Annotated in this window: 26 protein-coding genes; 12 read left to right on the top strand and 14 right to left on the bottom strand. The window is 67.6% G+C overall.

What is annotated here, in order from left to right; all coding sequences use genetic code 11:
• Position 1: 1 nt before the first annotated feature.
• From arsC to ACP15H_RS22750, 3 genes are read right to left on the bottom strand one after another with little or no spacing between them, the layout of a single operon-like run.
• Complete coding sequence (gene arsC, locus ACP15H_RS22760; protein WP_425068414.1) at positions 2-352, bottom strand: arsenate reductase (glutaredoxin); 351 nt, start codon at positions 350-352, stop codon at positions 2-4.
• 33 nt (positions 353-385) lie between these two features.
• Positions 386-937: a regulatory protein RecX gene (locus tag ACP15H_RS22755; RefSeq protein WP_425068413.1), complete on the bottom strand. Its 552-nt coding sequence runs from the start codon at positions 935-937 to the stop codon at positions 386-388.
• A gap of 4 nt (positions 938-941) precedes the next feature.
• Complete coding sequence (locus ACP15H_RS22750; protein ID WP_425068412.1) at positions 942-1,607, bottom strand: HAD-IA family hydrolase; 666 nt, start codon at positions 1,605-1,607, stop codon at positions 942-944.
• A 133-nt stretch (positions 1,608-1,740) separates the two neighbouring features.
• Between ACP15H_RS22750 and ACP15H_RS22745 the strand changes: the two genes are divergently transcribed.
• The 5 genes from ACP15H_RS22745 to ACP15H_RS22725 all read left to right on the top strand — a co-directional run bounded on the left by ACP15H_RS22745 (position 1,741) and on the right by ACP15H_RS22725 (position 5,978).
• A complete protein-coding gene (locus ACP15H_RS22745; RefSeq protein WP_425068411.1) occupies positions 1,741-2,400 on the top strand; it encodes a TetR/AcrR family transcriptional regulator in 660 nt (219 codons plus the stop codon).
• An 83-nt stretch (positions 2,401-2,483) separates the two neighbouring features.
• Positions 2,484-2,927 carry an SxtJ family membrane protein gene (locus tag ACP15H_RS22740; RefSeq protein WP_425068410.1) on the top strand — a complete coding sequence of 148 codons (444 nt, stop codon included), beginning with the start codon at positions 2,484-2,486 and terminating at the stop codon, positions 2,925-2,927.
• An 18-nt stretch (positions 2,928-2,945) separates the two neighbouring features.
• Positions 2,946-3,098: a DUF5989 family protein gene (locus ACP15H_RS22735; protein WP_296379768.1), complete on the top strand. Its 153-nt coding sequence runs from the start codon at positions 2,946-2,948 to the stop codon at positions 3,096-3,098.
• 17 nt (positions 3,099-3,115) lie between these two features.
• Positions 3,116-4,951 carry a carbamoyltransferase family protein gene (locus ACP15H_RS22730; RefSeq protein WP_425068409.1) on the top strand — a complete coding sequence of 612 codons (1,836 nt, stop codon included), beginning with the start codon at positions 3,116-3,118 and terminating at the stop codon, positions 4,949-4,951.
• A gap of 4 nt (positions 4,952-4,955) precedes the next feature.
• Complete coding sequence (locus ACP15H_RS22725) at positions 4,956-5,978, top strand: NADPH:quinone oxidoreductase family protein (protein WP_425068408.1); 1,023 nt, start codon at positions 4,956-4,958, stop codon at positions 5,976-5,978.
• A gap of 77 nt (positions 5,979-6,055) precedes the next feature.
• On the opposite strand, the gene ACP15H_RS22720 is transcribed toward ACP15H_RS22725, so the two are convergent.
• The 7 genes from ACP15H_RS22720 to ACP15H_RS22690 all read right to left on the bottom strand — a co-directional run bounded on the left by ACP15H_RS22720 (position 6,056) and on the right by ACP15H_RS22690 (position 11,640).
• Positions 6,056-6,493 (bottom strand): OmpA family protein, encoded by a 438-nt coding sequence (locus tag ACP15H_RS22720; RefSeq protein WP_425068407.1) that lies wholly within the window; start codon positions 6,491-6,493, stop codon positions 6,056-6,058.
• Positions 6,490-7,086 carry a 2-hydroxychromene-2-carboxylate isomerase gene (locus ACP15H_RS22715; RefSeq protein ID WP_425068406.1) on the bottom strand — a complete coding sequence of 199 codons (597 nt, stop codon included), beginning with the start codon at positions 7,084-7,086 and terminating at the stop codon, positions 6,490-6,492. The genes ACP15H_RS22720 and ACP15H_RS22715 overlap by 4 nt, the downstream gene beginning before the upstream one ends.
• A gap of 148 nt (positions 7,087-7,234) precedes the next feature.
• On the bottom strand, positions 7,235-7,762 hold the full coding sequence (locus tag ACP15H_RS22710; RefSeq protein ID WP_425068405.1) for a hypothetical protein: 528 nt from the start codon (positions 7,760-7,762) through the stop codon (positions 7,235-7,237).
• 38 nt (positions 7,763-7,800) lie between these two features.
• Positions 7,801-8,574: an SDR family NAD(P)-dependent oxidoreductase gene (locus ACP15H_RS22705; protein WP_425068404.1), complete on the bottom strand. Its 774-nt coding sequence runs from the start codon at positions 8,572-8,574 to the stop codon at positions 7,801-7,803.
• A gap of 70 nt (positions 8,575-8,644) precedes the next feature.
• On the bottom strand, positions 8,645-9,361 hold the full coding sequence (locus tag ACP15H_RS22700) for a pirin family protein (protein ID WP_425068403.1): 717 nt from the start codon (positions 9,359-9,361) through the stop codon (positions 8,645-8,647).
• Between the two features lie 87 nt (positions 9,362-9,448).
• Positions 9,449-9,985, bottom strand: a complete 537-nt coding sequence (locus ACP15H_RS22695; RefSeq protein ID WP_425068402.1) for a VOC family protein — start codon at positions 9,983-9,985, stop codon at positions 9,449-9,451.
• Positions 9,982-11,640, bottom strand: a complete 1,659-nt coding sequence (locus tag ACP15H_RS22690; RefSeq protein ID WP_425068401.1) for a flavin-containing monooxygenase — start codon at positions 11,638-11,640, stop codon at positions 9,982-9,984. Before ACP15H_RS22690 ends, ACP15H_RS22695 begins: the two co-directional genes overlap by 4 nt.
• A gap of 81 nt (positions 11,641-11,721) precedes the next feature.
• Here ACP15H_RS22690 and ACP15H_RS22685 point away from each other — a divergent pair, with 81 nt between their 5' ends.
• From ACP15H_RS22685 to ACP15H_RS22675, 3 genes are read left to right on the top strand one after another with little or no spacing between them, the layout of a single operon-like run.
• Complete coding sequence (locus tag ACP15H_RS22685; protein ID WP_425068400.1) at positions 11,722-12,774, top strand: LacI family DNA-binding transcriptional regulator; 1,053 nt, start codon at positions 11,722-11,724, stop codon at positions 12,772-12,774.
• Positions 12,775-12,797: 23 nt separating this feature from the next.
• Positions 12,798-13,769 carry a Bug family tripartite tricarboxylate transporter substrate binding protein gene (locus tag ACP15H_RS22680; protein ID WP_425068399.1) on the top strand — a complete coding sequence of 324 codons (972 nt, stop codon included), beginning with the start codon at positions 12,798-12,800 and terminating at the stop codon, positions 13,767-13,769.
• Complete coding sequence (locus ACP15H_RS22675) at positions 13,766-14,503, top strand: SDR family NAD(P)-dependent oxidoreductase (RefSeq protein WP_425068398.1); 738 nt, start codon at positions 13,766-13,768, stop codon at positions 14,501-14,503. Before ACP15H_RS22680 ends, ACP15H_RS22675 begins: the two co-directional genes overlap by 4 nt.
• Positions 14,504-14,614: 111 nt before the next feature.
• Here ACP15H_RS22675 and ACP15H_RS22670 read toward each other — a convergent pair whose 3' ends face one another.
• From ACP15H_RS22670 to ACP15H_RS22655, 4 genes are read right to left on the bottom strand one after another with little or no spacing between them, the layout of a single operon-like run.
• Positions 14,615-16,693, bottom strand: a complete 2,079-nt coding sequence (locus ACP15H_RS22670) for a hypothetical protein (protein WP_425068397.1) — start codon at positions 16,691-16,693, stop codon at positions 14,615-14,617.
• Positions 16,694-16,695: 2 nt separating this feature from the next.
• On the bottom strand, positions 16,696-19,488 hold the full coding sequence (locus ACP15H_RS22665; protein WP_425068396.1) for a DUF4159 domain-containing protein: 2,793 nt from the start codon (positions 19,486-19,488) through the stop codon (positions 16,696-16,698).
• Positions 19,489-19,492: 4 nt separating this feature from the next.
• Positions 19,493-20,389 carry a DUF58 domain-containing protein gene (locus tag ACP15H_RS22660; protein ID WP_425068395.1) on the bottom strand — a complete coding sequence of 299 codons (897 nt, stop codon included), beginning with the start codon at positions 20,387-20,389 and terminating at the stop codon, positions 19,493-19,495.
• A 33-nt stretch (positions 20,390-20,422) separates the two neighbouring features.
• On the bottom strand, positions 20,423-21,436 hold the full coding sequence (locus ACP15H_RS22655) for an AAA family ATPase (protein ID WP_425068394.1): 1,014 nt from the start codon (positions 21,434-21,436) through the stop codon (positions 20,423-20,425).
• A gap of 132 nt (positions 21,437-21,568) precedes the next feature.
• Here ACP15H_RS22655 and ACP15H_RS22650 point away from each other — a divergent pair, with 132 nt between their 5' ends.
• From ACP15H_RS22650 to ACP15H_RS22635, 4 genes are read left to right on the top strand one after another with little or no spacing between them, the layout of a single operon-like run.
• Positions 21,569-22,129, top strand: coding sequence for a CoA pyrophosphatase (locus tag ACP15H_RS22650; RefSeq protein ID WP_425068393.1), 561 nt, complete (start codon positions 21,569-21,571; stop codon positions 22,127-22,129).
• A gap of 18 nt (positions 22,130-22,147) precedes the next feature.
• Positions 22,148-22,381, top strand: a complete 234-nt coding sequence (locus tag ACP15H_RS22645; RefSeq protein WP_425068392.1) for a hypothetical protein — start codon at positions 22,148-22,150, stop codon at positions 22,379-22,381.
• On the top strand, positions 22,378-23,592 hold the full coding sequence (locus ACP15H_RS22640) for a CCA tRNA nucleotidyltransferase (protein WP_425068391.1): 1,215 nt from the start codon (positions 22,378-22,380) through the stop codon (positions 23,590-23,592). Before ACP15H_RS22645 ends, ACP15H_RS22640 begins: the two co-directional genes overlap by 4 nt.
• A complete protein-coding gene (locus ACP15H_RS22635; RefSeq protein WP_425068390.1) occupies positions 23,589-23,993 on the top strand; it encodes a hypothetical protein in 405 nt (134 codons plus the stop codon). The genes ACP15H_RS22640 and ACP15H_RS22635 overlap by 4 nt, the downstream gene beginning before the upstream one ends.
• Positions 23,994-24,015 lie beyond the last annotated feature (22 nt).

Below are 24,015 nucleotides of genomic sequence, written 5' to 3'. Positions count from 1 at the left end.
GTCATTTCAGGAGAGGCAGGACGGACTCGGGCGGGCGGCCGATCGCGGCGCGAGCGCCCTTCACGACGATCGGGCGTTGCAGCAGGACCGGGTGGGCGGCGATCGCGTCCACGATCTGGGCCTTGGTGAGGTCCGCCTTCCTGAGCTTCAGCGCCTTGAATTCGGCCTCTCCGTCGCGGATCAGCTCGCGCGGGTCGCCGCCGACCAGGGCCACGAGCTTCTCCACCTCGGCCTTGCCGGGCGGTTCCTTGAGATATTCGCGGATGGCCGGTTCCACGCCGTTGCTCCGGAGCAGGTCGAGAGTCTGCCGCGACTTGCTGCAGCGCGGATTGTGCCAGATCGTGACGGTCATGGGGTCCTCGTTCGCCGAACCATGGCGAGCCGTTCAGATTTCGTCCAGAGATTCGGGATCGCGCGCTTCGATGACCTTGCGGGCAAGCTCATAGGCGAAGCCGGCACGGGCCATCGACGCGAGGTCGCGCGGCTTGTTGGCTTCGCGGTCCTTCATGCGCCAGGGGCCAAGCCGGCGTCGGCGCGCAAAGGCCAGGGCGGCCTGCAGCTCGCGTTCGGCGGGGGCGGTGCCGAGTTCGTCGTCGAGCGCTTCCATGGCCTTGTCCACGTCTTCGCGGCCCACGCCCGCGACCTGCAGGCGCTGGCGCGTCAGGCGGCCCGACAGGCCGCGGCGGTGCAGCGACCGCGCCTTGGTCTGGGCGAAGGCCCTGTCGTCGAGCAGGCCGGCCGACACGAATTTCTGGACGACGGCTTCGATGGCCTCGTCGACATTGTCCATCACCGGCGCGTCGAGCAGCCGGGCCTTGGAGACCCGCCGCCGCAACACCCGCCGCAGTCCCTCGGCCGAACTGGCGTACCGCTCCAGATAGAACACGGCGGCGTTCTGCAGGTATTTCGCCGTGATCGGGGAGGCGGTGCGCTTCATGGCGTCAGCCCCGGAGCGGGATTCCCACCATCGCCTGCAGCTCGTCGATCGCCACGTCCGGATCCACGACCTTGATGGTGCGCATGCCGAGCGCCCGCGCCGGCTTCAGGTTGATGCCGAGGTCGTCGAGGTAGATGCAGCGCTCGGGCGGCACGCCCAGCAGGTCGCAGGCATGCTGATAAATGCGCGGGTCGGGCTTGCGCAGGCCGACTTTGCTCGATTCGACGACATGCTCGAAAAGAGACAGAATCTCGGCCACGGCTTGGGCCTTCTCCGGGCTGCGGGCCATGCCCGGCCCTTCGCCGGCCTTCATGTTGTTGGTGATGCAGGCCACTCGGAACGTCGCCTTGCAGCGCCGCAGCGCCTCGACCATCTGCGGCCGAATGTCGCCGCTTAGTGCCTGCAGAATCTTCCAGCCCTCGACTCGGTGGCCCTGGAGGCGGGCTTCCTCCTCGAACAGGTCGACGAAGCCCTGCAGGGAAACCTCGCTTCGTTCCATTTTTGCCCAGGCATTGGTGTCGGGATTGCGCGCGTTGAGGCCTCGGAGGAAATCTTTGGGAAGGCCGGCTTCCGCTTCGTAGCGATTGAAGGCATCGAAGGGGCTGGAAAGGATCACGCCGCCGAAGTCCCACAGGACGGCGAGCGGGGTTTTTGCATGGCTCGTATTCATGGTGGTGCGACCGTCTTTACCTTGTTGCTGCCGCAGTCGGCCCTTATCTCACGCCCTCCATAGGCGACCGGTCGAACGTTGACCATCCAAGCCTGAACTCCGGATTAGGAATTTACACATGAGCGAAGCAGCGGTGATGCCGCGCGGCAACGCAGTGGCGGTAGTGGCAGCAGGAACGGACACGAATGGGACGGCTCGTCCCGATGGCCGCAATCGTCGCGCCGCGGAGACCCGTCGCAAGATCATCGAAGCCGCCAAGATCATGATCACAGAGACCAGCACGGCGCCGACCGTGGTGGCCGTCGCCCGCCGGGCCGACGTGTCGGTTCGCTCGGTTTTCCAGCATTTCGGCGACGTGGAGTCACTTTTTGTGACCGTCATGGATGCCATCGGGCAGGACATCGTGGTCCCCCATCAGGAATCCAATTCGCGGCCGCTGGCCGAGCGCGTCGCCTCGGTGGTCCAGGGTCTGGCCGAAGTTTTCGACAAGATCGTGCCGCTGCGGGTTGCCGCCGGCCAGTTCGTCGACCATCCGGCGCTGATCGAGCGCGGTCAGGCCTTCAAACTCGAGCTGCGCAAGTCGACTTTCGAGGCTTTTGCCCCGGAATTCGCCAATCTGGGAGACCAGGCCCGCGAGGAACTGGCGGACGCCATCGGTGCGGCCCTGTCCCTGGACGCCTGGATCGTGCTGCGGCGCCGAGACAATCTGAGCTTCGAGCGGGCGGCCGCCGTCTGGCGGATGACCCTGACGGCGCTCCTGGCGCATCGTTTCGCCTCGGTTGCGGCGGAATAGCCACTCCCTGCTGGTCGCCGATTGACTTGGCGTTTGGGATCAGAGAGTTAAGGGCCCCATTCAAATTGACGAACGCTCGGTAAATGGCGACCAGCCAGCTTCATGAAGACTATTCGCGAGAAGAGCACGTCAAGGCGGGCTCCGATCGCAGTTTCGGGTTCGTTTTCGCGGGTTTCTTCGGAATCCTGAGCGCGATCAACCTGTGGCACCACGGCACCGAACAGGGCGCCGCCTGGAAGTGGATGCTGCCGCTTGCGGCAGCCTTCCTGCTGGTGGCCCTCGTCTATCCCAAGCTGCTCGGACCGCTGAACCGGCTGTGGCTGAAGTTCGGATTGCTCCTCTACAAGGTGATGAACCCGCTGGTCCTCGGCCTGCTGTTCTTCGTCACCATCATGCCGATCGGCCTGGTGATGCGCGCGTTCGGCAAGGATTTCCTGCGGCTGAAGCTCGACCGCAATGCCAAGAGCTACTGGATCGACCGCAGCCCGCCGGGGCCGCCGCCGCAATCGATGAAAAACCAGTTCTGATTCCGAAAGGACCGATCCATGGGCTCCATTATTGTCGAACTCTGGGCTTTCATGCGCGAGCGCAAGAAGTTCTGGCTGCTGCCGATCATGATCATGATGGTGATCTTCGGTGGCCTGATCGTGCTGACCAAGGGCTCGGCGATCGCGCCGTTCATCTACACGCTCTTCTAAAAGGGTAGGGACCTTCCATGCGGGTGCTCGGCATCTCGGCCTTCTATCACGACAGCGCAGCCGCGCTGATCGAGGACGGCCATCTGGTGAGCGCCGCTCAGGAAGAGCGCTTCACCCGCAAGAAGCACGATGCGGGCTTCCCGCAGAATGCGGTCCAGTTCTGCCTGGACCGCGCCGGCATCAAGCTTCAGGACGTCGACTATGTCGCCTTCTACGACAAGCCGTTCCTGAAGTTCGAGCGCCTGCTCGAGACCTACCTCGCCTACGCGCCGCGCGGCTTCAATTCCTTCCGGATGGCCATGCCGCTGTGGCTGAAGGAAAAGCTATTCCAGAAGACGCTGCTGCGCGACGAGATGAAGAAGTGGGAGCCCGACTTCGACTGGCAGAAGCGCCTGCTGTTCGGCGAGCATCACCAGAGCCACGCCGCCTCGGCCTTCTTCCCGTCGCCCTACGAAGAGGCCGCCGTGCTCTGCATGGACGGCGTCGGCGAATGGGCCACGACATCGCTCGCGATGGGCCGCGGCAACAAGCTCGAAATGCTGCGCGAGATCCACTTCCCGCACTCGATCGGCCTGCTCTATTCGGCCTTCACCTATTACACCGGCTTCAAGGTCAACTCGGGCGAATACAAGGTCATGGGCCTCGCGCCCTACGGCGAGCCCAAGTTCAAGAACCTGATCCTCGACAAGATCGTCGATCTCAAGGAAGACGGCACCTTCCGTCTCGACCAGACCTACTTCGACTATTGCACCGGCCTGCGCATGACGAACGACAAGTTCGGCGCGCTGTTCGGCGGTGCGCGTCGCAACCCCGAAGAGACGCTGACGCAGCATCACATGGATCTCGCGGCCTCGATCCAGGCCGTCACCGAGGAGATCGTGATTCGCCTCGGCCGGTCGGTGAAGAAGGAAACCGGCGTCAAGAACATCTGCCTCGCGGGCGGCGTCGCGCTGAACTGCGTCGCCAACGGCAAGCTGCTGCGCGAGAACATCTTCGACGGCATCTGGGTGCAGCCGGCGGCCGGCGATGCCGGCGGCGCGGTCGGCGCGGCCTATGCCGCCTACCACGGCTTCCTCGGCCAGCCGCGCAAGCTGAACGGCCACATGGACGGCATGGCCGGCTCCTATCTCGGCCCGGATTTCACCGACGACGAGATCGCCGAGCGCCTGACGGCCGTCGGCGCCAAGTTCTCGCGCCTAACGCGTGACGAGATGATCGACCAGACCGCGCAGGCCCTGGCCGACGACAAGGCGGTGGGCTGGATGCAGGGCCGCATGGAATTCGGTCCGCGTTCGCTGGGCGCCCGCTCGATCCTGGGCGACGCGCGTTCGCCCTCGATGCAGAAGACGCTGAACCTCAAGGTCAAGTACCGCGAGTCGTTCCGTCCGTTCGCGCCGGCGGTGCTGCGCGAGGACGTCGACAAGTATTTCGAGTTCCACACCGACAGCCCCTACATGCTGATGGTCGCGCCGGTCGTCGAGGCGCGCCGCCGCAAGATGACGGAAGAGGAAGACAAGCTGTTCGGCATCGACAAGCTGAACGTGCCGCGCTCCGACATTCCGGCGGTCACGCATGTCGACTATTCGGGCCGCATCCAGACGGTGCACGCGGAAACCAACAAGCCGTTCTACGACCTGATCTCGTCCTTCAAGGCGAAGACGGGCAGCTCGGTGGTGGTGAACACCTCGTTCAACGTGCGCGGCGAGCCGATCGTCTGCACGCCCGAGGATGCGTGGCGCTGCTTCATGGGCAGCGAGATCGAGGTGCTGGTGGTCGGCAATTGCTTCCTGCGCAAGGAAGACCAGGATCCGGCGCTGAAGCTCGACTACAAGAACGCCTTCGAACTCGACTAGGGCGATGGGCGCTTCGTCGATGCGCGCCCCCGTCATGCGAGCCGTCGTCTGCGATCGACTGGGCGATCCTTCCGTTCTCCATATCGAGGAACGCCCGATTCCCCAGGCCGGGCCGGGCGAGATCGTCGTCAGGGTCGGAGCCGCCTCCGTCAATTTCCCAGACGTGCTGACGGTGGCCGGCGGCTACCAGCACAAGCCCGAACTGCCCTTCGTGCCTGGCATGGAAGGCGCAGGGACGATCCATGAACGCGGCGACGGTGTCACCGACTGGAAGGTCGGCGATCGCGTGATCTTCGGCGTTCGTCCCGGGGCCTTCGCCGAGTACGTGAAGCTGAAGGCCAGCGGCAATCTCATGCGACTGCCCGACGACTGGTCGTTTGCCGAGGGCTCGGGCTTCCGCGTTGCCGCGCAGACGGCCTATCACTCGCTGGTTCATCGCGCGGCGCTGAAGAAGGGCGAGGTTCTGCTCGTCCATGGCGCGTCCGGCGGCGTCGGCCTGGCGGCTGTGCAGCTCGGCAAGCATCTCGGTGCGCGCGTGATCGCCACCGGCAGCGACGATGCGAGGCTCTCGGCCGTTCGCGCGAACGGCGCCGATGAGGTCGTGAACTATCGCACCGGCGACTTCGTCGCATTGGTGAAGGAGATGACGAACGGCAAGGGCGCCGATGTGATCTACGATCCGGTGGGCGGCGAGGTGCTCGAGAAGTCGGTGCGGGCCGCCGCCTATGGTGCGCGACTGCTGGTGGTCGGGTTCACCTCGGGCGGTCCGAGCAAGCTCATGTCCAACCACATCCTGATCAAGGGCCTGTCGGTCCTGGGCGTGCGCGCCGGCGAGACGATCCTGCGCCTGTCGCCCGAACTCGGCCGCGACTATGTCGAGGAACTGCCGCGGCTCGCGGCGCTGGGCGTCATGCGCCCCAACATATCGCATCGCTTCCCGATGGAACGGGTTGCCGACGCCTTCCGCGTCCTGATCGACCGCAAGGTCGTCGGCAAGGTCGCGATCGAGATGAGATCCGGGTCGTAACCCGTCAACGGAGCGCGCCACTCCAGTGGCGCCTCATAAAGATATGAGCGCCACTGGAGTGGCGCGCTCCAATGAGACTATCGCGCGTAGAAGATCGTCACCTTGCGGTCGATCTCCGAGGCGTTGTCGTTGCCGAAGCTCATGTTCCCGAAGGCTTCCGGGTCGGCCACGATGGTGATGTCCTTGGCCGGATAGCCGTCGCGGATCAACTCGGCGGCGACCGCCTGGGCGCGGGCCCGCGCGAGCTTCTGGTTGTAGGCCTTGTCGCCCAGCTTGTCGGTATGGCCGATCAGGCAGATGGCGGAGACCTGGCGATCCTTCGCGATCTTTACCGCCTGCGCGATCATCGGCTTCTCGCCCGGCGGCACCACCGAACTGTTGAGGGCGAACAGGATGCGGACCGGCTGCGGCTGGCTGCTGCCACCGCCGCGCGGGCAGGTGCCGACCGTCTGCGCGAAAGACGGCGCCGCGGCAAACAACGTACCGACGGCGATGAGCACACCGATTCTCTTCATTTGAGCTCTTCCTTGAGGGCCATTTCGACGAAGGGGAGGCGATCGTTGCCGAAGAACATCATCTTGTCCACGAAGCAGGTCGGCGCCCCGAACACGCCGCGCGCGACCGCCTCGTCGGTGGTGGCCTTGAGCCGGTCCTTCACGTCCTGATCCTGCAGTCGGGCGCCGAACTTTTCCGGATCGAGACCTGCGGCGGACAGCACGGCCACCACTTCCTTCATGTCGTTCAGGTTGCGGCCGTCGACCCACATCGCCTTGAAGACCGCCGGGTGATAGCGCTCGAACAGGCCGTCGATCTGCGCGGCCGCGGCGCCGCGCATCAGCGCCAGCGTGTTGACGGGAAAGAAGGGATTGCGCTGGAACGGCACACCGTAGTGGCGAGCCCATAGCGGCATGTCGAAGGCGCTCCAGGCGGATTTCTGCGGCAGCTCGGCCGGCGAATGATTGCCCGTGGCCTTGAACACGCCGCCCAGCAGCATCGGCTTGCGCACCAGCGTGGCGCCGGCGCGCTGCGCGATCGCCTCGACCTGGGTGTCGGCCAGATAGCTGTAGGGGCTGCCATAGTCGAAGTAGAATTCCAGCGTACGCGGCATGTGCGTTCCTCCGTTGCTTGCGGCAAGCCTGCGCCGCCGCCCGCCTTGCGACAAGAGCGTTTGGCGGCAGAGCGCGATGCCCAACGAAAAAGCACGCCGGAGGCTGTTGCCCGCGGCGTGCTTCGGGTGGTTGCGTCCGCGAAGAGGCTTACTTGATGTTCACCTGGTGGGTGAACTTGTCGCCGTCGCTGATCGTGACCTGCTGGAAGCCGAGCAGCTTCAGCAGGTCGAAGAAGTTCGCGTCTTCGGCGATCGTGCGCTCCTGGAAGAACGGCGACAGGCGCGACATGGTGGTCATGTTGGCGAGGATCGCGCGCGCGCGGTAGATCGTGCTCATCTCCCCGGGCTGCAGGCCGACGATGATCATCTTGTCGGCCTTCTCGCCCTTCACGAAGACCGAGTAGGGAACGCGATAGGCCGACTGGATCGTACCCTGCGAGACCACCGTGGCGAACTGCACGCGCTGGGCGCGCTCGGCGCCGGCGATCGTCTGCATCGGCGAGACGTAGTTCTCCGTCGCGGTCGGCTTCGGATAGTAGTAGCCGACATATTTGTCCTCGTCGGCCTTCGGGGTGGCCGCGGCGGCCGCCGGCTTGGGCTGCTGTTGCTGCGCGAGCGCCGGCAGGGCGCCGAAAGCGACAAGGACGGCCAGGCTGGCTGCGAACCGATTGATCATGAGTGTTTCCCCAAAGCTGATGCGGGAGTGGCGACGGGCTAGAACAACGTATAGCCGCCATCGATAACGAAGTCGCGCCCCGTCGTATAGCCGGTCGCGCCGCTCGCCAGGTAGACGGCGAGCGGGCCGAAATCCGCGCCGGTGCCCCAGCGGCGGGCCGGGATGCGCGGCAGGACGTTGCCCGCGAACTTCGGGTTGGCGACCGCATTGGCCGTCATCTCGGTCTCGATCCAGCCCGGCAGGATCGAGTTCACCGTGATCTTGTAGCGCGCGAGTTCGACGGCCAGCGCGCGCACCATGGCCGTGACGCCGCCCTTGCTGGCGCCGTAGTGGCTGGAGCGCGCAGCCCCTTCGATGGCCGCCGTGCTGGCCATCGCCACCAGCGAACCACCCTGGCCGCGCTCGACCATGTGCTTGGCGGCTGCACGGAATGTGAAGAAAACGCCGTCGAGATTGATCTGCAGCACGCGCCGCCATTCGGCGTAGTCCATCTCGAGGATCGAGCCCTTGCCGCGTCCCGAGACGCCGGCATTGGCGACGCAGTTGTCGACATGGCCCATCACCTTCACCGTCTCGGCGAAGGCCGCCTCGACCTGCTTCTCGTCGCCGACATCGACGATCTGGGCGTGGACCTTGCCGCCATGCTTCTTGAGCTGCTCGACGGCCGCGTCGTTCTTCTCCTTGCGCGTGCCCCAGATGCAGACGCCAGCGCCCGCCTGGGCCATCGCGTCGGCCATGCCGAGGCCGATGCCGCCGTTGCCGCCGGTCACCAGCGCCACCTTGCCCGTCAGATCGAAGCCCTTGTAGGCCATGCGTCTCTCCCAAACGAAAACCGGGCGGGATCAAACCCCGCCCGGCCCATAGCGTCAATCTGACGAGAGGTCAGTTCAGCCGGTCCGTTTCGACCAGCACAATCTCGGCATCCTCCAGCGCGACGATTTCGATCTCGTCCTGGTCGACCACGGCCACGCCGTCGCGGGCATTCGCGGTCACGACCTTGCCGTCGCTGCTGCGGACCTCGATCTTTCCCTTGGCGGGCACGAGATAGGTCGGCTTGCCGTTCAGCTTCTGGCGGATCGACTGGCCCGCCTTCACCGTGCCGGCCATCAGCGAGCCGTCGGCATAGAGCGGGATCGCTCCGTCGTCGCCGCGGCCCGAGGCCAGCGGTACCAGCCTGCCGTCGCGCGCGTCGGCGGGGAACTGCACCGTCTCCCAACGCGCGGGCACGCCCTGCTTGTTGGGAATGATCCAGATCTGGAACAGCTCGGTCTCGGCCTGCTCCATGTTGTACTCGGCGTGCTGGATGCCGTTGCCCGCGCTCATCACCTGGATCTGGCCTGCCTCGGTCCGCCCCTCGTTGCCGAGATGGTCCTTGTGCGTGATCGCGCCCTTGATGACGTAGGTCACGATTTCCATGTCGCGGTGAGGATGCGGCGGGAAGCCCGACTGCGGCGCGATGCGGTCGTTGTTCCAGACGCGCAGCGCTCCCCAGTGGACGCGGTCCTGGTTGCGGTAGTCGGCGAAGCTGAAATGGAAGTTCGCCTTGAGCCAGCCGTGGTCCGACTTGCCCAATTTATCGAAGGGTCTGAGCTCGATCATGGTGTTCTCCTTGCTGCTCCCCAAAATGGCGCAACAAGGAGGGGGATCAAGTTTCTGGTTGGTAACGGGGCCGAGCTACGCTCGGCCCTACGGACGGCGAATCGGATCGGTGCCGTCCCAGTCCTGGGCGCGCTTGCGGATGTACTCGAAGAAGCGGCCCTTGTTGCCGCTGATGTCGGAAATCTCGATGACGGTGCCGGCATGGGGATCGGCCGGTGCGCCGGTGTCGAAGTAGGCGAAGCGCCCGCGCTCGCCGCCGATCTGGCCCTCATGGCCGAGCTTGTAGCCCTGGCCGAGCGCACGGTCGTACAGCGCCTGGTAATCGGTCGACCAGAAGGCCACGTGCTGCAGGCCCTCGCGGCCGGAGTCGAGGAACTCCTTGTACATCGACGGCCCGTCGTTGCGCTGCTGGATCAGCTCGATCTGCAGGTCGCCCGCATTGGCCAGCGCGATGCTCAGCTCGACGGCGGAGTCCTGGCCGCGATGGCGGAACCAGTCGGTCTGTACGCGCTCGATGTAGAACCACGGCCCGACCTGCAGCACCTCGATCCAGTGCTTCATCGCCGCCTCGATGTCGCGCACGACATAGCCGTTCTGGCGGATCGGTCCGAACAGGCGGCTCATTCGGCGGCCACTCGTTCGTGTCCGGCCGCTTTGCCGAATACGAATCCTCTGTAGCCGTCGGCCACGATCTCCTTGCAGGTCGTGCGGTAGCCCTCGCCGATATACGGCATGAACACGCGCGGCTTGCCGGGAATGTTGACGCCCAGGTACCAGGAGTTGGCCTTGGGAAAGAGCGTGCGGTCGGCGACTTCGGCGACATGCCGGCCCCAGGCGGTCTGCGCCTCGCTGTCGGGCTCGATCGTGCCGAGATTGTGCTGACGCATATGCGTCAGGCACTCGGCGATCCAGTCGACGTGGTACTCGCAATTGGTGATGACGTTGCCGATCACCGAGGGGCTGCCCGGGCCGGTGATGGTGAACAGGTTCGGGAACCCCGCCACGGTCAGGCCGAGATAGGTCTTGGGTCCTTCCGACCAGGCGTCCTTGAGCGTGGCGCCCGCGCGACCCTGGATGTCGACCGCGAGCAGGGCGCCGGTCACCGCGTCGAAGCCGGTGGCGAAGACCAGCGCGTCGAGTTCGAAGTGTCGCGCCGCCGTGTCGACGGCATGGGCCGTGATCTTCTCGATCGGCTCGTCGCGCAGGTTCACGAGCTCGACGTTCGAGCGGTTGTAGGTGTCGAAGTAATCGGTATCGACGCACAGGCGCTTCACACCGAACGGATAGCCCGAGGGCGACAGAGCCGCGGCGGTCTTCGGATCCTTCACCGTCTCGCGGATCTTCTGACGCACGAAGTCGGCGCAGACCTCGTTGACGTCGGGATGAACCAGGATGTTGGGGAAAGCCTTCAGGAAGCCGCCGCTGCCGCCTTCCTGCCAGAGCTGTTCGTAGCGCGCCCACTGCACGTCGCGCGGCGGCACCTCCGCCGTGAAGGCCGTCGGCGGCACGCGGCCGAAGTCGGATTGCTCGAGGCTGGCGAGATAGGTTTCCAACCCCTCGTCGAAGCTCTTGTGGTCCGCGTCGGTCAGGGGCCGGTTGCGCGCCGGCACCGAGAAGTTGGGCGTGCGCTGGAACACGACGAGCTGTTCGGCGTCCTGCGCGATCATCGGGATCGCCTGAACGCCGGATGATCCCGTGCCGATGATGCCGACCTTCTTGCCCGCGAAATCGACCGGTTCCTGCGGCCAGCGCGCGGTGTGGTAGATCGCGCCCTGGAAGTCGGCGACGCCGGGAATGTCGGGCGTGTTGGGCACCGACAGGCCGCCGGTCGCCATGACGACGAAGCGAGCCCGCAGCCGGTCGCCGCGGTCGGTCTCGACGGTCCAGCGCTCGGTCTTCTCGTCGAAAGTGGCACCGGCGACCTTGGTGTCGAACTGAATCAGTTTGCGCAGGTCGAGCCGGTCGGCGGCGAACCGGGCGTAGCTCAGGATCTCCTCCTGGCCGGCATACCGGTTGGTCCAGCGCCATTCGCGGCGCAGCTCCGGCGACCAGCTGTAGGAGTAGAACAGGCTCGGCACGTCGCAGCGCGCGCCGGGATAGCGGTTCCAGTACCAGGTGCCGCCGACATCCGGCGCCGCCTCGAGGCCACGCACGGAAAATCCGCAGTCGCGCAATTTGTGCAGGGCGTAGAGGCCGCCGAAACCGGCGCCCACCACGACGACATCGCACTCGATGTCGGCCTCGTTCGTACTCGCCCGCTCCGCGATGGAAGCCCCCATGGTCGCCATACTCCGCAAAATGGAAACGTTTCCAATTTAACCTTGCAAGAGGCTGTATGGATGTCAAATATGCGCGCTCGTATGGCAGAAATCGTTTCCAAAACGACGATCCGAGATGTCGCCCGCACGGCCGGCGTGTCGGTTGGGTCGGTGTCGCGGGCGCTGAACGGCGGCAAGAACGTCAGCGCCAGGGTGGCGCGTGACGTGGCCGCCGCGGCGGAGAAGCTCGGCTATCAGCCGGATTTCCTGGCGCGCAGCCTGCGCACGCGCACCACCGGCATGGTTGGCTGCCTGGTGTCCGATCTGGCCAACCCGCTCTACGCCAGCATCGTGCAGGCCGCGGAGTCGCGGCTGCGCGACGCCGGCCTGCTGATGATCGTGGGCAACACGGCCAACGACCCCGCGCGCGAGCGCGCGATGGTCGCCGCCTTCCGCAGCCGGCGTCTCGACGGCATGCTGGTCGCGCCGGGCAGCGACGAGAACGACCGGGCGTGGCGCGAGCTCGCGGCCGGCGGCGCGCCGATCGTCATCCTCGACCGCGACGTGCCTCATCTGGACCGGCCGCAGGAAGAGACCACGCCGTGGCCCGCCGTGCTGGTCGACCATCGCGAGGGCGCGCGGACGGCGACACGCTATCTGATCGGCCTCGGCCATCGCCGTATCGCGCTGCTGACGCCGGGGGCGCGCATGCGGCCGGGCCGTGAGCGCATCGCGGGCTTCAAGGCGGCGTTCGCCGAAGCCGATATCGATCCGGCGGGCGCCGAGGTCTGCCTTCAGGAATCGTCGATGGACTTCGCGCAGGGCGACGCGCTCGCCTTGTTGCGCCGTGAGCAACGCCCGACCGCAATCATCGCGCTCGGCACCCGCATCCTGGCCGGCGCGCTGCGCGCCGCCCGCGACCTCGGGCTTTCCATCCCCGCAGACTTGTCGGTGATTGCCGTCGGCGACACCGATCTCGCCGCCGTGCACACGCCGGCGATCACAGCGTTGCGCTGGAGCCTGGAAGATGTCGGCCGGGCGGCGGCCGAACTGCTGCTGCAACGGTTGCGGGGCACGGGAGAGGGCCAGTCGCGGGCGTTGCTGCCGGTCGATCTCGTGCTGCGCGAATCGTGCGGGCCGCCGACGTCGAAGTAATCAAGAATTACGTGGAGGAAAGAATGAAGATGTTCCGGAGGGCATTCGCCCTGGCTTTGGCCCTGGGCGTGACGACGCCCGCATTCGCGCAGACGGGCGACGCCAAGTGGCCGACCAAGCCGATCCGCATGATCGTGCCGTTCGCCGCGGGCGGCGGCACCGACCTGGTGGCGCGCGCCCTGGCCGAGAAGCTCGGCACCGCGCTCGGCCAGACCGTGATCGTCGACAACAAGCCCGGTGCTTCGGGCGTCATCGCCATGGAAGCCGCCCAGAAGGCGCCGCCGGACGGCTACACGCTGGTCCTCGGCTCGGCCAGCACCGTCGTCGTCAATCCGGCGGTCATGCCCGACCTGCCGTACGATCCGGTCAAGGATTTCGAGCATCTGGCCGACATCGGTTCGGCGACCGTCGTCATGGTGGCCAGTCCGGACTATCCGGTGAAGGACCTGCGCGATGTGATCGCTCTCGCCAAGGCCAAGCCCGGCGAAGTGAACTACGGGACCTGGGGCAACGGCTCGACCGGCCATCTCTGCGCCGAGATCATCCGCGCCGGCACCGGCATCAACATGACCCACGTGCCCTACAAGGGCGCAGCGCCGGTACTGAACGACGTGGCGGCGGGCCACATCAAACTCGGCTTCTCCGACGTCCAGTCGGCGGTGCCGATGGTCAAGTCGGGCAAGGTCAAGGTGGTCGTCTCGTGCACGCGCCGCTCGATCAACTTCCCCGACGTGCCAGGCTTCGTCGAGCAGGGCGTCGATTTCGACTTCGTCTGGCGCTACGACCTGATGGCACCGATCAACACGCCCAAGCCGATCGTCGATCGCTTGCACACCGAGCTGATGAAGATCCTGGCGATGCCCGACATCAAGGAGCGCTGGGCCGAGTTCGGCATGACCGCCTCGACCATCAGCCCCGACGATCTCAAGGCGCAGACGGCCAAGGACATCGCGACCCTGCGCAAGATCGCGCAGCAGGCCAACGTCAAGCCATGAGCCCCGTCACGCAGGCCGCCGTCGTCACCGGCGCGGCGAGCGGCCTCGGCCGCGCCATCGCGCAACGCTTCGCGCGCGAGGGCATCCGGGTCGCGTTGTGGGACGTGGATCTCGGCGGCGCAAAGCGTGTCGCCGAGGAGATCGGCGCGCTCGCCACGCCGTTCGCCATCGACATCACCGACACCGCGGCGGTGAGAGCCGCCTGGTCGGCGACCAGGGCGGCGCTCGGGACGCCGTCGATCCTGGTGAACAGCGCCGGCATCCTCGGCCCGTCAGCCGGCATCGCTTCGTATCCCGAGGAACAGTGGCACCGGGTGCTCGACATCAATCTCAACGGCACGTTCCGCTGCTGTCAGGCCGCCGTGCCCGACATGGTCGCGAGCGGCTACGGCCGCATCGTCAACATCGCCTCGATCGCCGGCAAGGACGGCAACCCGAACGTCGCGGCCTATGTCGCCTCCAAGGCCGCCGTCATCGCGCTGACCAAGTCGATGGGTAAGGAACTCGCGACGTCGGGCGTGCTGGTCAACGCGATCACGCCCTCGGCCTCGGAGACGGCGATCTTCGGCGCACTCACGGACGAGCGGCGCGCCAAGCTTCTGGCCAACGTGCCGATGGCCCGCATGGTTCGTCCTGAAGAGGTCGCGGAGCTGGCCTACTGGCTGGCCTCGCCGGGCTGTTCCTTCTCGACCGGCGCGGTCTTCGACATTTCCGGCGGCCGGGCGACGTATTGAGGAAACTTTTGGTCGTTCGTTCTTAGGCGCTCTCGGACATTGCCGAGGGCTTGGCGGCTTGTAACCAAGCCGCGGCCTGACGCTTAACAGCTAAGCAGAGCGTCGCTCAGCTTAGCGACCCTCGCGCCACCAGGCGCTGGCGATGGCCATCAGGAAGGCGAGCGCCACCAGGATGCCGGGCAGCAGCGGGAGCTGGTTGATGCCGGCGACGGTGTAGCCTTCGTTGCGGCGCAGGCCGATCCAGTCCGAGCCGCCGGCGGCGCGGCCGGGGCGGACGGTGCGGATGTCGGGGTCCGATTGGTCGGCCAGCCACATCAGGGCGCCACCCGTGCCGTCGACCAGCGGCTTCAGCTTCGCGTCGGTGGCGCGCACGTCGGAGAATTCCAGCGGGTCGGGGCTGCCGACGGCGGCGACGGTGCGGAGCGTGCCGTCATCGAAGCGATAGAGGCCCGGCTTGTCGACGTCGACCACGGCGAGGCCGAGGCCCGGCGCGGTCTGGCGCAGGTCGAGGGTGCGCGTGGCGCCGCCCGGCGAGGTCATGGTGACCTGCGGGAAGGTGGCGGCCAGCGTGCGGCGCGTGATCTCGATGCGGCCGCCGACGGCGGTGGCGCGCAGCGCTTCTTCTTCGAGATCCGGCTCCTTCATCAGCCAGTGCGCGACGCGGCGCACCAGCTCGGGCTGTGGCCCGCCGCCGTCGATACCGCGATTCCACAGCCACAGGTGATCGGACAGGAGCTGCGCCACGCGGCCTTCGCCGACGCGGTCGAGGATCACCAGCGGCTTCTCCTCGGCGCCGGCCAGCACGGCGTTGCCGCGTTCGGTGCGCGAGGTGACCAGGCGGAACCAGCGGCCCCATTCGGGTTCTTTGTTCGGGTCGCCGGCCTGCGGCAGGTTCGCCGTCACCGGATGACGCTGACCGATCTCGGTGACCTTGGGCTTGAAGCCGGTCTCGACCACGTCGCCGGTCGGCGCGCCGGGCAGGATGGCGCCGAGCGGCGTGCGATAGAGCGAGCGCTGCGTCGCGAACACCGGGCCGACCGAAACGAGCAGCGCGCCGCCGCCCTTCACGTATTCGGTGATGTTGCGGAAATAATCGCGCGTGATCAGGTTTCCCGACTCGTAGCGGTCGAAGATGATCAGGTCGAATTCCTTCAGCTTCTGCTCGAACAGCTCGCGCATCGGGAAGACGATCAGCGAGAGTTCGCGCACCGGGGTGAAGTCGTCCTTCTGCGGCGTGCGCAGGATGGTGAAGTGCACGAGGTCGACCGCGGGATCGCTCTTCAGCAGGTTCCGCCACGCCCGCTCGCCCTGATAGGGCTCGCCCGAGACCAGCAGCACGCGCAGACGGTCGCGCACGCCGTTGATGGTGAAGAGCGCACGGTTGTTGTCGAGCGTGAGCTCGCTGGTGCCGGGGCCGACTTCCAGTTCGACGACGTTGGCGCCCGGATTGCCGACGGTGATCGGCAGCTCGACCGAGCGGCCGACGGGGACATCGATGCGCTTCACGACCTCGCCGCCCACCGACAGCGTGACCGGCGCGGTACCGCCCGCGGGATCCTCGATCCGGAACTTGGCGGTCACCTCGCGGCCGACGACGCCGAAGCGCGGCGACTGCTCGAGGACGATCAGCCGGTCGCGCTCGTTCTTCTTGCCGGCGATCAGCGCATGCACGGGCGCGCCACCCAGCTCCGGCGGCACGCCGGCCGGCACGTCATGGACCTGGCCGTCGCTCAGCAGGACCACGCCGGCGAGCCGTTCCTGCGGGATCTCGATCAGCGCCGAGCGCATCGCGTCGATCAGGCGCGTGCCGCCCGGACGTTCGCTGCCCAGCTGGATCTGCGACGGCGGCAGCACCACCTCGCGCACTTCGAGCCCGTCCTGCTGGCCGAGCTTGCGCTTCAGTGTCTCGCGCGCGGTCTGGACCTGCTGGCGCCGCTCGCCGATCGCCATGGAATCGCTGTCGTCGACGACCACCAGCGCCACGTCGGCGATGGGCTTGCGCTGCTCCTCGATCAGCGAGGGATTGGCCAGCGCCGCCAGCACGACGACGAGCGAACCCATCCGCCAGATCGTGCCGCGCGCGCGCGCGCGCAGGCCGAGCAGGACCAGCACGAGGCCGATGGCGCCCAGCACGGCCAGTACCGTCCAGGGCAGCAGCGGATCGAAGGCGACCGAGACGGCCGATGTCATGTTCATCGCCTCAACCTCTGCATGATGTCCTGCAGGTGAACCTGGTCGTCCTTGTAGTTGCCGGTCAGCGCGTACATCACGAGGTTGACGCCGAAACGATAGGACATCTCGCGCTGGGTCTCGCCGCCCGGCGTCACCGGCAGCAGGCCGCGGCCGCGCTGGTCGGCGGCCCAGGCACCGGCATAGTCGTTGGACCCGATCAGGATGGTCGTCACGCCGTCATTGACGCGACCGTTCCCCGACTCGATCCAGAGCTTTCCGCCCTGCCAGCGGCCCGGCATGTCCGAGAGGAGATAGAAGGCCTTGCCGAGCACGTGGTTCGGCGGCATGGCGACCAGCGGCGGCGTCTCGACCCCGGCCAGCAGGCGCTTGAGGTCGGGGTTTCCGCCGGCCGGCCGGTCGAAGCTCATCTGCTGGTCGCGCGTGTCGATGAAGATGATGCCGCCGGTCCGCAGGTAACGGTCGAGCGCGGCCTGGGCGCGTGGCGACAAAGCCGGCTGCGTCGAGGTCACGGGCCAGTAGATCAGCGGATAGAGCCGCGGCTCGTCGCGCTCGAGGTCGAGGCCGACCGGATCGGCGGGCTCGACCGAGGTGCGGCTGCGCAGGATCTCGCTCAGCCCTTCGAGGCCGGCCTTGCTGATATCGTCGACTTCCTTGTCGCCGGTGATGATGTAGGCGAGGCGGATATCGAGCGAGCCCTTGAGCGCCTGCTCGTCGGTGAGTGGCGGCGGGCCGGGCTTGGCCGGCGGCGTTGCCGCGGTGCCGGGGCGCTGGGGCGCTGCCGGCGGCTGCTGCGCCTGGGCGTCGGGCGATCCCGTGAAGACGAGAGCGGCGAGGAACAGCGCCGCCGGAGCCGCGCGTCCCAAGCGGATCGCCTTCGGCAGCAGGCCGCGCAGCCACAGCGAGATCAGCAGGTCGGCCAGCAGCAGCACGAGGGCGGCCAGCAGGAACCATTTCGACAGGTCGGTCTCGCCGGCCTCGGAGAGCCGGTCCGACGCCACGCCGCTCGGCAGCACCAGCGGCTTGGGCGCGGCGATCCGACCGCCGATGTTGAAGGCCACCTGGGCATTCTCGTCGCCGTAGAGGCCCGGCGGCGAGGCGGGCCTGGGCTGGAAGGTCTCGGCGGCATCGGCCGGCAGGATCTGGATGCCGGCGGGTGGCGCGCCGAGGCGGCCGAAGCCGTCGAGCGTGCGCCACGGCTTCAGCGCCTTGTTGACGCCGTCGCCGGCGACTCCGCGCGAGAGGGTGACCAGGCGTTGCAGCATGTTCACGAAGAGACCCGACAGCGACAGGTTGCTCCAGCCGGTGTTCGCGGTGGTGTGGATCAGCACGAGATAACCCTGCCCGCGCTTCTCGGCGGTGACCAGCGGCGTGCCGTCGGCGAGACGGGCCCAGGTCTTGTCGGCGAGATCGGGCGTCGGCTCGGCCAGCACCTGCTGGGAGATACGCACGTCCTTCGGGATCGGGATTCCAAGGAAGGGGCTGTTGGGCGGGAACTCGGCCAGCGCGCTGGGCTGGCCCCAGCTCATGATGCCGCCCAGCGCGCGGTCGCCCAGGCGCAGCTTGGTCGGCACGAGCGTGTCGGCGCCGGCGGCGAGGTTGGGACCGGCAAAGCGCACGGCAATGCCGCCGCGCTCGATCCACTTCGAGATCTCCTCGCGGTCGTTGGCCGACGGGGCGGAGCCGTCGGGGATCAGCAGCACGGCGGTGTTGCGCGTCAGCACCGATTCGCGATCGCCGATGCTCAGGCTCACATAGGGATCGAGCGCGCGCTCGAGGAAGTAAATCTCCTGCAGCAGCGGCTGGTTGCCGGCCGTGGCGCGCTCGCCCAGGATCGCCACGGGACGGCGGCGATGGCGCTCGTCGAGCAGGATCGTGCTGCCGGCGCCGCCCTGCGCCTCGATGTCGAGGCGGGCCATGCGGTTGCGCAGTTCGGCCGGGATGGACAGCATGCCTTCGCCCTGGGTGGCGGTCGCGGCGAAGTCGAGATCGATGCGGGCGACCACGCGGCCCTGTTCGTCCGAGGCCTGGACCGCGGCCTTGCGCGGACCGTCGGCGACGGGACGCAGCGCCCGCACCTTGAGGTCGCGGCCCTCGGCGGCCGGCGGCAGAAGCAGCAACGGCGTCGTCGCCTGATCGGGCAGCAGCACCTGCAGCCCGTCGAAGCGGCGCAGGCGCTCGGCGAGGCGGGTCGCGCCCTCGTCTTCGAGCCCGTCGCTCAGCCAGACGGCATAGGCGCCGGCGTCGACCTGCATCTGGTCGATGGCGGTCGCCGCCGCGGCGCGATCGGTCGGCCAGGGCTTGGGGCGGAAGGCGCGGAGCAGGGTGCGCGCCTCGTCGGGACGCATGGCGCCGCGGCGCACGGCGGGCGCATCGAGCGGCGCCGGCGCGGTGCCCAGCAGCACGACCGGGCGATTGGCACGTTCGGCGCGCTGGATCAGGCGCTCGGCATGGGCGGTCCGCGTCGCCCAGCCCGGGGCGCTCGACCAGCCATCGTCGATCACCAGCAGAAGCGGGCCGCGACCCGGCAGGTCCGCCTGCGGGTTCAGCAGCGGCCGGGCGACCGCCAGGATCAGCGCCGTCGCCAGCAGCAGCCGCAGCAGCAGCAGCCACCACGGCATCTTCATCGGCGTCTGCTCGGGCGGCTCCAGCCCGACCAGCAGCCGGATCGCCGGGAAGCGCACGAGCTTGGGCAGCGGCGGGATCAGCCGCAGCAGGAAATAGATCGCCGGCAGGGCCACCAGCAGGGCCAGCATGCCGGGGGCCGCGAAGGCGAACGCGCCGAGACTCAGCATGTCATCAGGCCGCGTTCAGCCGGCCGAGATTGGCCATGGCGAGATAGAGCGACAGAAGCACGGTCTGCGGCGAGCGATCGGTGCGATGCAGATGCACCGTCCAGTTGGCCGGCCGCGTCAGGCGCTGCAGGCCTTCCTTCTGCGCGGCGAGGCGGGCGCCATAGGCGGCCCGCACGGCTTCGACGCGACGCACCGTGTGCTGGCCTTCGGATTCGAGGCCCTCGAACTTCACATGGCCGTCGAACGGCAGCTCTTCCTCGGCGGGATCGAGCACCTGCACGAGATGGCCGCGCACGCCGACGCTGGCATAGTAGCGGATGATTTCCTCGATCTTCTCCAGCGGATCGAGCCAGTCGGACACGAGAACGACCGTGCCGTGAGCCGGCAGCGGCACCATCGGCGGCAGGCTGGCGGGCGTACGGTTCGTGTCGCGGCTCTCGTCCAGCAGCGTCTCGGCAACGCGCCGGACGGCCACGCGGCCGGAAGCGGGCCGCATGCCGCCGCCCAAGACGGCGACGCGCTCCCCGGCATCGGCCAGCAGGCTGGCCACCGCGAGGGTGATCAGCTCGGCGCGCAGCGCCTTGGTGTCGGCGTTCTTGAGCGAGGCGTATTGCATGGAAGGGGAGGCGTCGCGCCACAGCCAGATGCTGGCCGCCGCCTCCCACTCGGTCTCGCGTACGAACAGGTGGCGGCTGCGCGCGCTCTGGCGCCAGTCGATCTGGCTCGCACTGTCGCCGTCGCGATAGGGCCGGTACTGCCAGAACGCATCGCCCTGGCCGACGCGGCGCCGGCCGTGCACACCCTGGATGACGGTCGCGGCCACGCGATCGGCGGCCACCATCAGGGCGGGCAGCGTGCCGGCGAGTTCGAGCGATCGATGAAGGGTTGAAGGCGCAGCCATGAACACCCGCAGTGCAATGCCTAGGCCAGACGATTACCCAAGGCGGGCGCACATCTGGGCGATGACGGACTCGACGGTTACGCCTTCGGCGCGGGCAGAGAAGTTGACGGCCATGCGGTGACGCAGGATCGGACCGGCCAGCGCCACGACATCGTCAACCGACGGCGCGAGGCGGCCCTGGATGATCGCCCGGGCGCGGCAGGCCAGCATGAAGGCCTGGCTGGCGCGCGGGCCGGGGCCCCAGGCGACGCGCTGGCGCACGACGTCGAGGTCGGTGTGCTCGGGGCGGCCGGCGCGGACCAGCTTCAGGATGGCGTCGACCACGCTCTCGCCGATCGGCAGGCGGCGAACCAGCCCCTGAGCGGCGATCAGGTCGCCCGGCGACAGGGCCTGGGCGGCCGTCGCCTGCTCGGCGCCGGTGGTGCCGATCATGATCTGGCGCTCGGCCTCCTCATCGGGATAGCCGACGTCGATCTGCAACAGAAAGCGGTCGAGCTGCGCTTCGGGCAGTGGATAGGTGCCTTCCTGCTCCAGCGGGTTCTGCGTCGCCAGCACATGGAACGGCGTCGGCAGGTCGTAGCGCTTGCCGGCCACCGTCACATGCCGCTCCTGCATCGACTGCAGCAGCGCCGACTGGGTGCGCGGGCTGGCGCGGTTGATTTCGTCGGCCATCAGCAGCTGGGCGAAGACCGGACCCTGCAGGAAGCGGAAGGAGCGGCGGCCGCCTTCGCCTTCCTCGAGGATCTCCGAGCCCAGGATGTCGGCCGGCATCAGGTCGGGCGTGAACTGGATTCGCTTGGATTCCATGCCGAGCACAACGCCCAGCGTGTCGACCAGCTTGGTCTTGGCGAGACCCGGAACGCCGATCAGCAGAAGATGGCCGCCCGACAGGAGAGCAACCAGCGTTTGATCGATCACGTCCTGCTGGCCATATATGACCTTGCCGATGGAGGTACGGGCGGCGCGAAGTTGCCCGCCCAGCCTCTCGATGTCGGCGAGGGCGGCCTGCGCGTCGGCGTCGGTAGCAGTCGATGTATCGGGGGCCACCAGGGCGCTCCTGTCGTCGAGGGAATATGTTTGAGGGAAGCCCAGAATTGAGGCCGGAACAAGGGCATGAGGGTTGACGAAATTGTGCGGCGGGTGGCCGAGCGCAGCAGGCGTTTGGCATCCGGATTGCCCGTGGCGTCGCCGCCGATCGGCAGCGACTTCTCACTGAACGGTGTCGGGGCGATGCCCGAAGTGTGGCGTCCTGCGTCCGTGCTCATCCCTTTGATCAAGCGCGAGACGGGAATCACGGTCCTGCTGACCCAGCGGACCGAGGATATGCCCAGTCACGCGGGCCAGATCGCCTTTCCCGGCGGTCGCCGGCAGGTCGAGGACATAGACGCGACGGCAACGGCGCTGCGCGAAACCGAGGAAGAGGTCGGCCTCACCCGCGACTTCATCGACGTCGTCGGGACGATCGACCTCTACCGGACGGGCACGGGCTATCAGATCACGCCGATCGTCGGCATCGTCACACCCGGCTTCACGATGCGTGCAGATCCGCGCGAGGTCGCCGATGTCTTCGAGGTGCCGCTCGACCATTTCCTCGACGAACGCAATCACCGCATCGACAGCCGGGTCTGGCAGGGCCGCGAACGGCGCTACTACGCCATGCCCTACGGAGAGCGCTACATCTGGGGCGCCACGGCGGGTATGCTGAAAAACCTCCACTTCATCCTGACCACAAGCGCCTGACGCAGGCCGGGAGTTTTCATGCGGGTCGTCCTCCTCATCCTCGTCCTCGTCCTGGCGCCGTTCGGCGCCTTCTTCCTCTGGGCGTGGGCGGTGAAGATCAAACAGGAGCGCAAGATCGCGGGCACGTTGCCGTCGTGGCAGGACATGCCGATGACGTGGCTCGGTATTGCTGGTTTCGCCTGCGCCATCGCGGGCTTCTTCGTGATGTTCTTCACCCAGGATCAGGGCTACGGCGGCCTCTTCGCATCATGAAGCCTGCCGGCCGTCTCGACGTGGTGCCGTGGTCGAACGACACGGCGGTCCGCACCCTGTTCGACGTGCTGGGCGGGTCCGGCATCGCTGCGCGCTTCGTCGGCGGCTGGGTGCGCGATGCCGTGCGCGGGGCACCGCTCAGCAACGAACCCGATCTCGCCGTCGACAAGCCGCCCGAGACCGTGATGCTCGCCCTCAAGGCGGCCCGCATCAAGGTCGTGCCGACCGGCTTGAAGCACGGCACCGTGACGGCGGTGATCGCCGGCGCGCCCTACGAACTCACGACCCTGCGCCGCGACGTCGAGACGGATGGCCGGCATGCCGTGGTGGCCTTCACCGACGACTGGCTGGAGGATGCCAGCCGCCGCGACTTCACCTTCAACGCGCTCTACGCCGATCTCGACGGAACGATCTATGACCCGTTCGACGGCCGGACCGACCTCGCCGACGGGCGCGTGCGCTTCATCGGCGATCCTGACCTGCGCATTGCCGAGGACCGGCTGCGCATCCTGCGCTTCTTCCGTTTCCATACCTGGTATGGCCGTCCGCCCTTCGATTCGGTGGGCTTCGAAGCCTGCCGCCGCAATGCCGGCAGCCTGCGCGGCCTGTCGGGCGAGCGCGTGCGCAAGGAACTGCTGCGCCTGCTGCAGGCACCGGCGCCGGCCGACACGGTGGCCGCGATGCGCGAAGCCGCCATCCTCGATCACTGGCTGCCCGAATGCGACGGCGCGGCGCGGCTGCGCGCGTTGATTGCGCGCGAAGACAGGCCCGACCCGCTTCGTCGCCTGGCGTCGATCCTCGGGGCGGAGGCCGATGCCACGGTGATCGGCAAGCGCCTGAAGCTCTCGACCCAGGAATCGCTGCGGCTCGATGTCATGCTGGCGGCCGATCCCGTCATCGACGTGGCGGGCGGCGCGACGGCGTGGCGTGCGCAGATCTATGCGCTGGGCGGCAATCTCTACGCCGACCGGCTGCTGCTGGCGGTCGATGCGCCGGGCGACTGGCGGGCGGCGCTCGCCATGGCGCGCGACTGGACGCCGCCCGAGCTGCCGGTGAGCGGCGGCGATGCCCTGAAGCTCGGCCTCAAGCCGGGGCCGAAGGTCGGCGCGTTGATCGAGGCGGTCGAACGCTGGTGGATCGACGGCGACTTCACCGCCGATCGTGCGGGCTGCCTCGCCGAACTGGAGCGACTCGTGAGAGCGCAGCCATGATCCGTCCCGGCGTCACCTTCGCGCTGTGGCTGGCGATCGCGACCCTCGTCGTGCTGAACGATTTCGTGGGCGACACCTGGATCGCGGCCACACTCTCGGTGCGGGCGGTCGAATGGTACAAGGCGCTGGTGCCGATGCCCTACGTCGTGATGATGGCGATCTTCCACGCGCGGCGCACGATCGGCCGCCAGTGGTTCGAAGCGGCCCTGCTGGCGGCGCTGCTGTGGCCGAGTTCGACGGCGCTCGTCGACTTCCTCTATGCGCGCGTGGCCTATGAGGACGGAGCCGAAGCCTTCCTCGACCGGTTCGGAATCTGGTGGGGCGCGCCCTATCCGCTGCTGGTGCTGGTCCTGTTCGCATCGCCCTTGCTGGCGGGTTGGGCGCTGGCCCGGCATCGATGAGCCCAGGATGAGCCCACGATGA

Source organism: Reyranella sp. (assembly GCF_965249915.1).
Classification (GTDB): Bacteria; Pseudomonadota; Alphaproteobacteria; order Reyranellales; family Reyranellaceae; genus Reyranella.
This window is presented reverse-complemented; position numbering and strand designations above follow the sequence as displayed.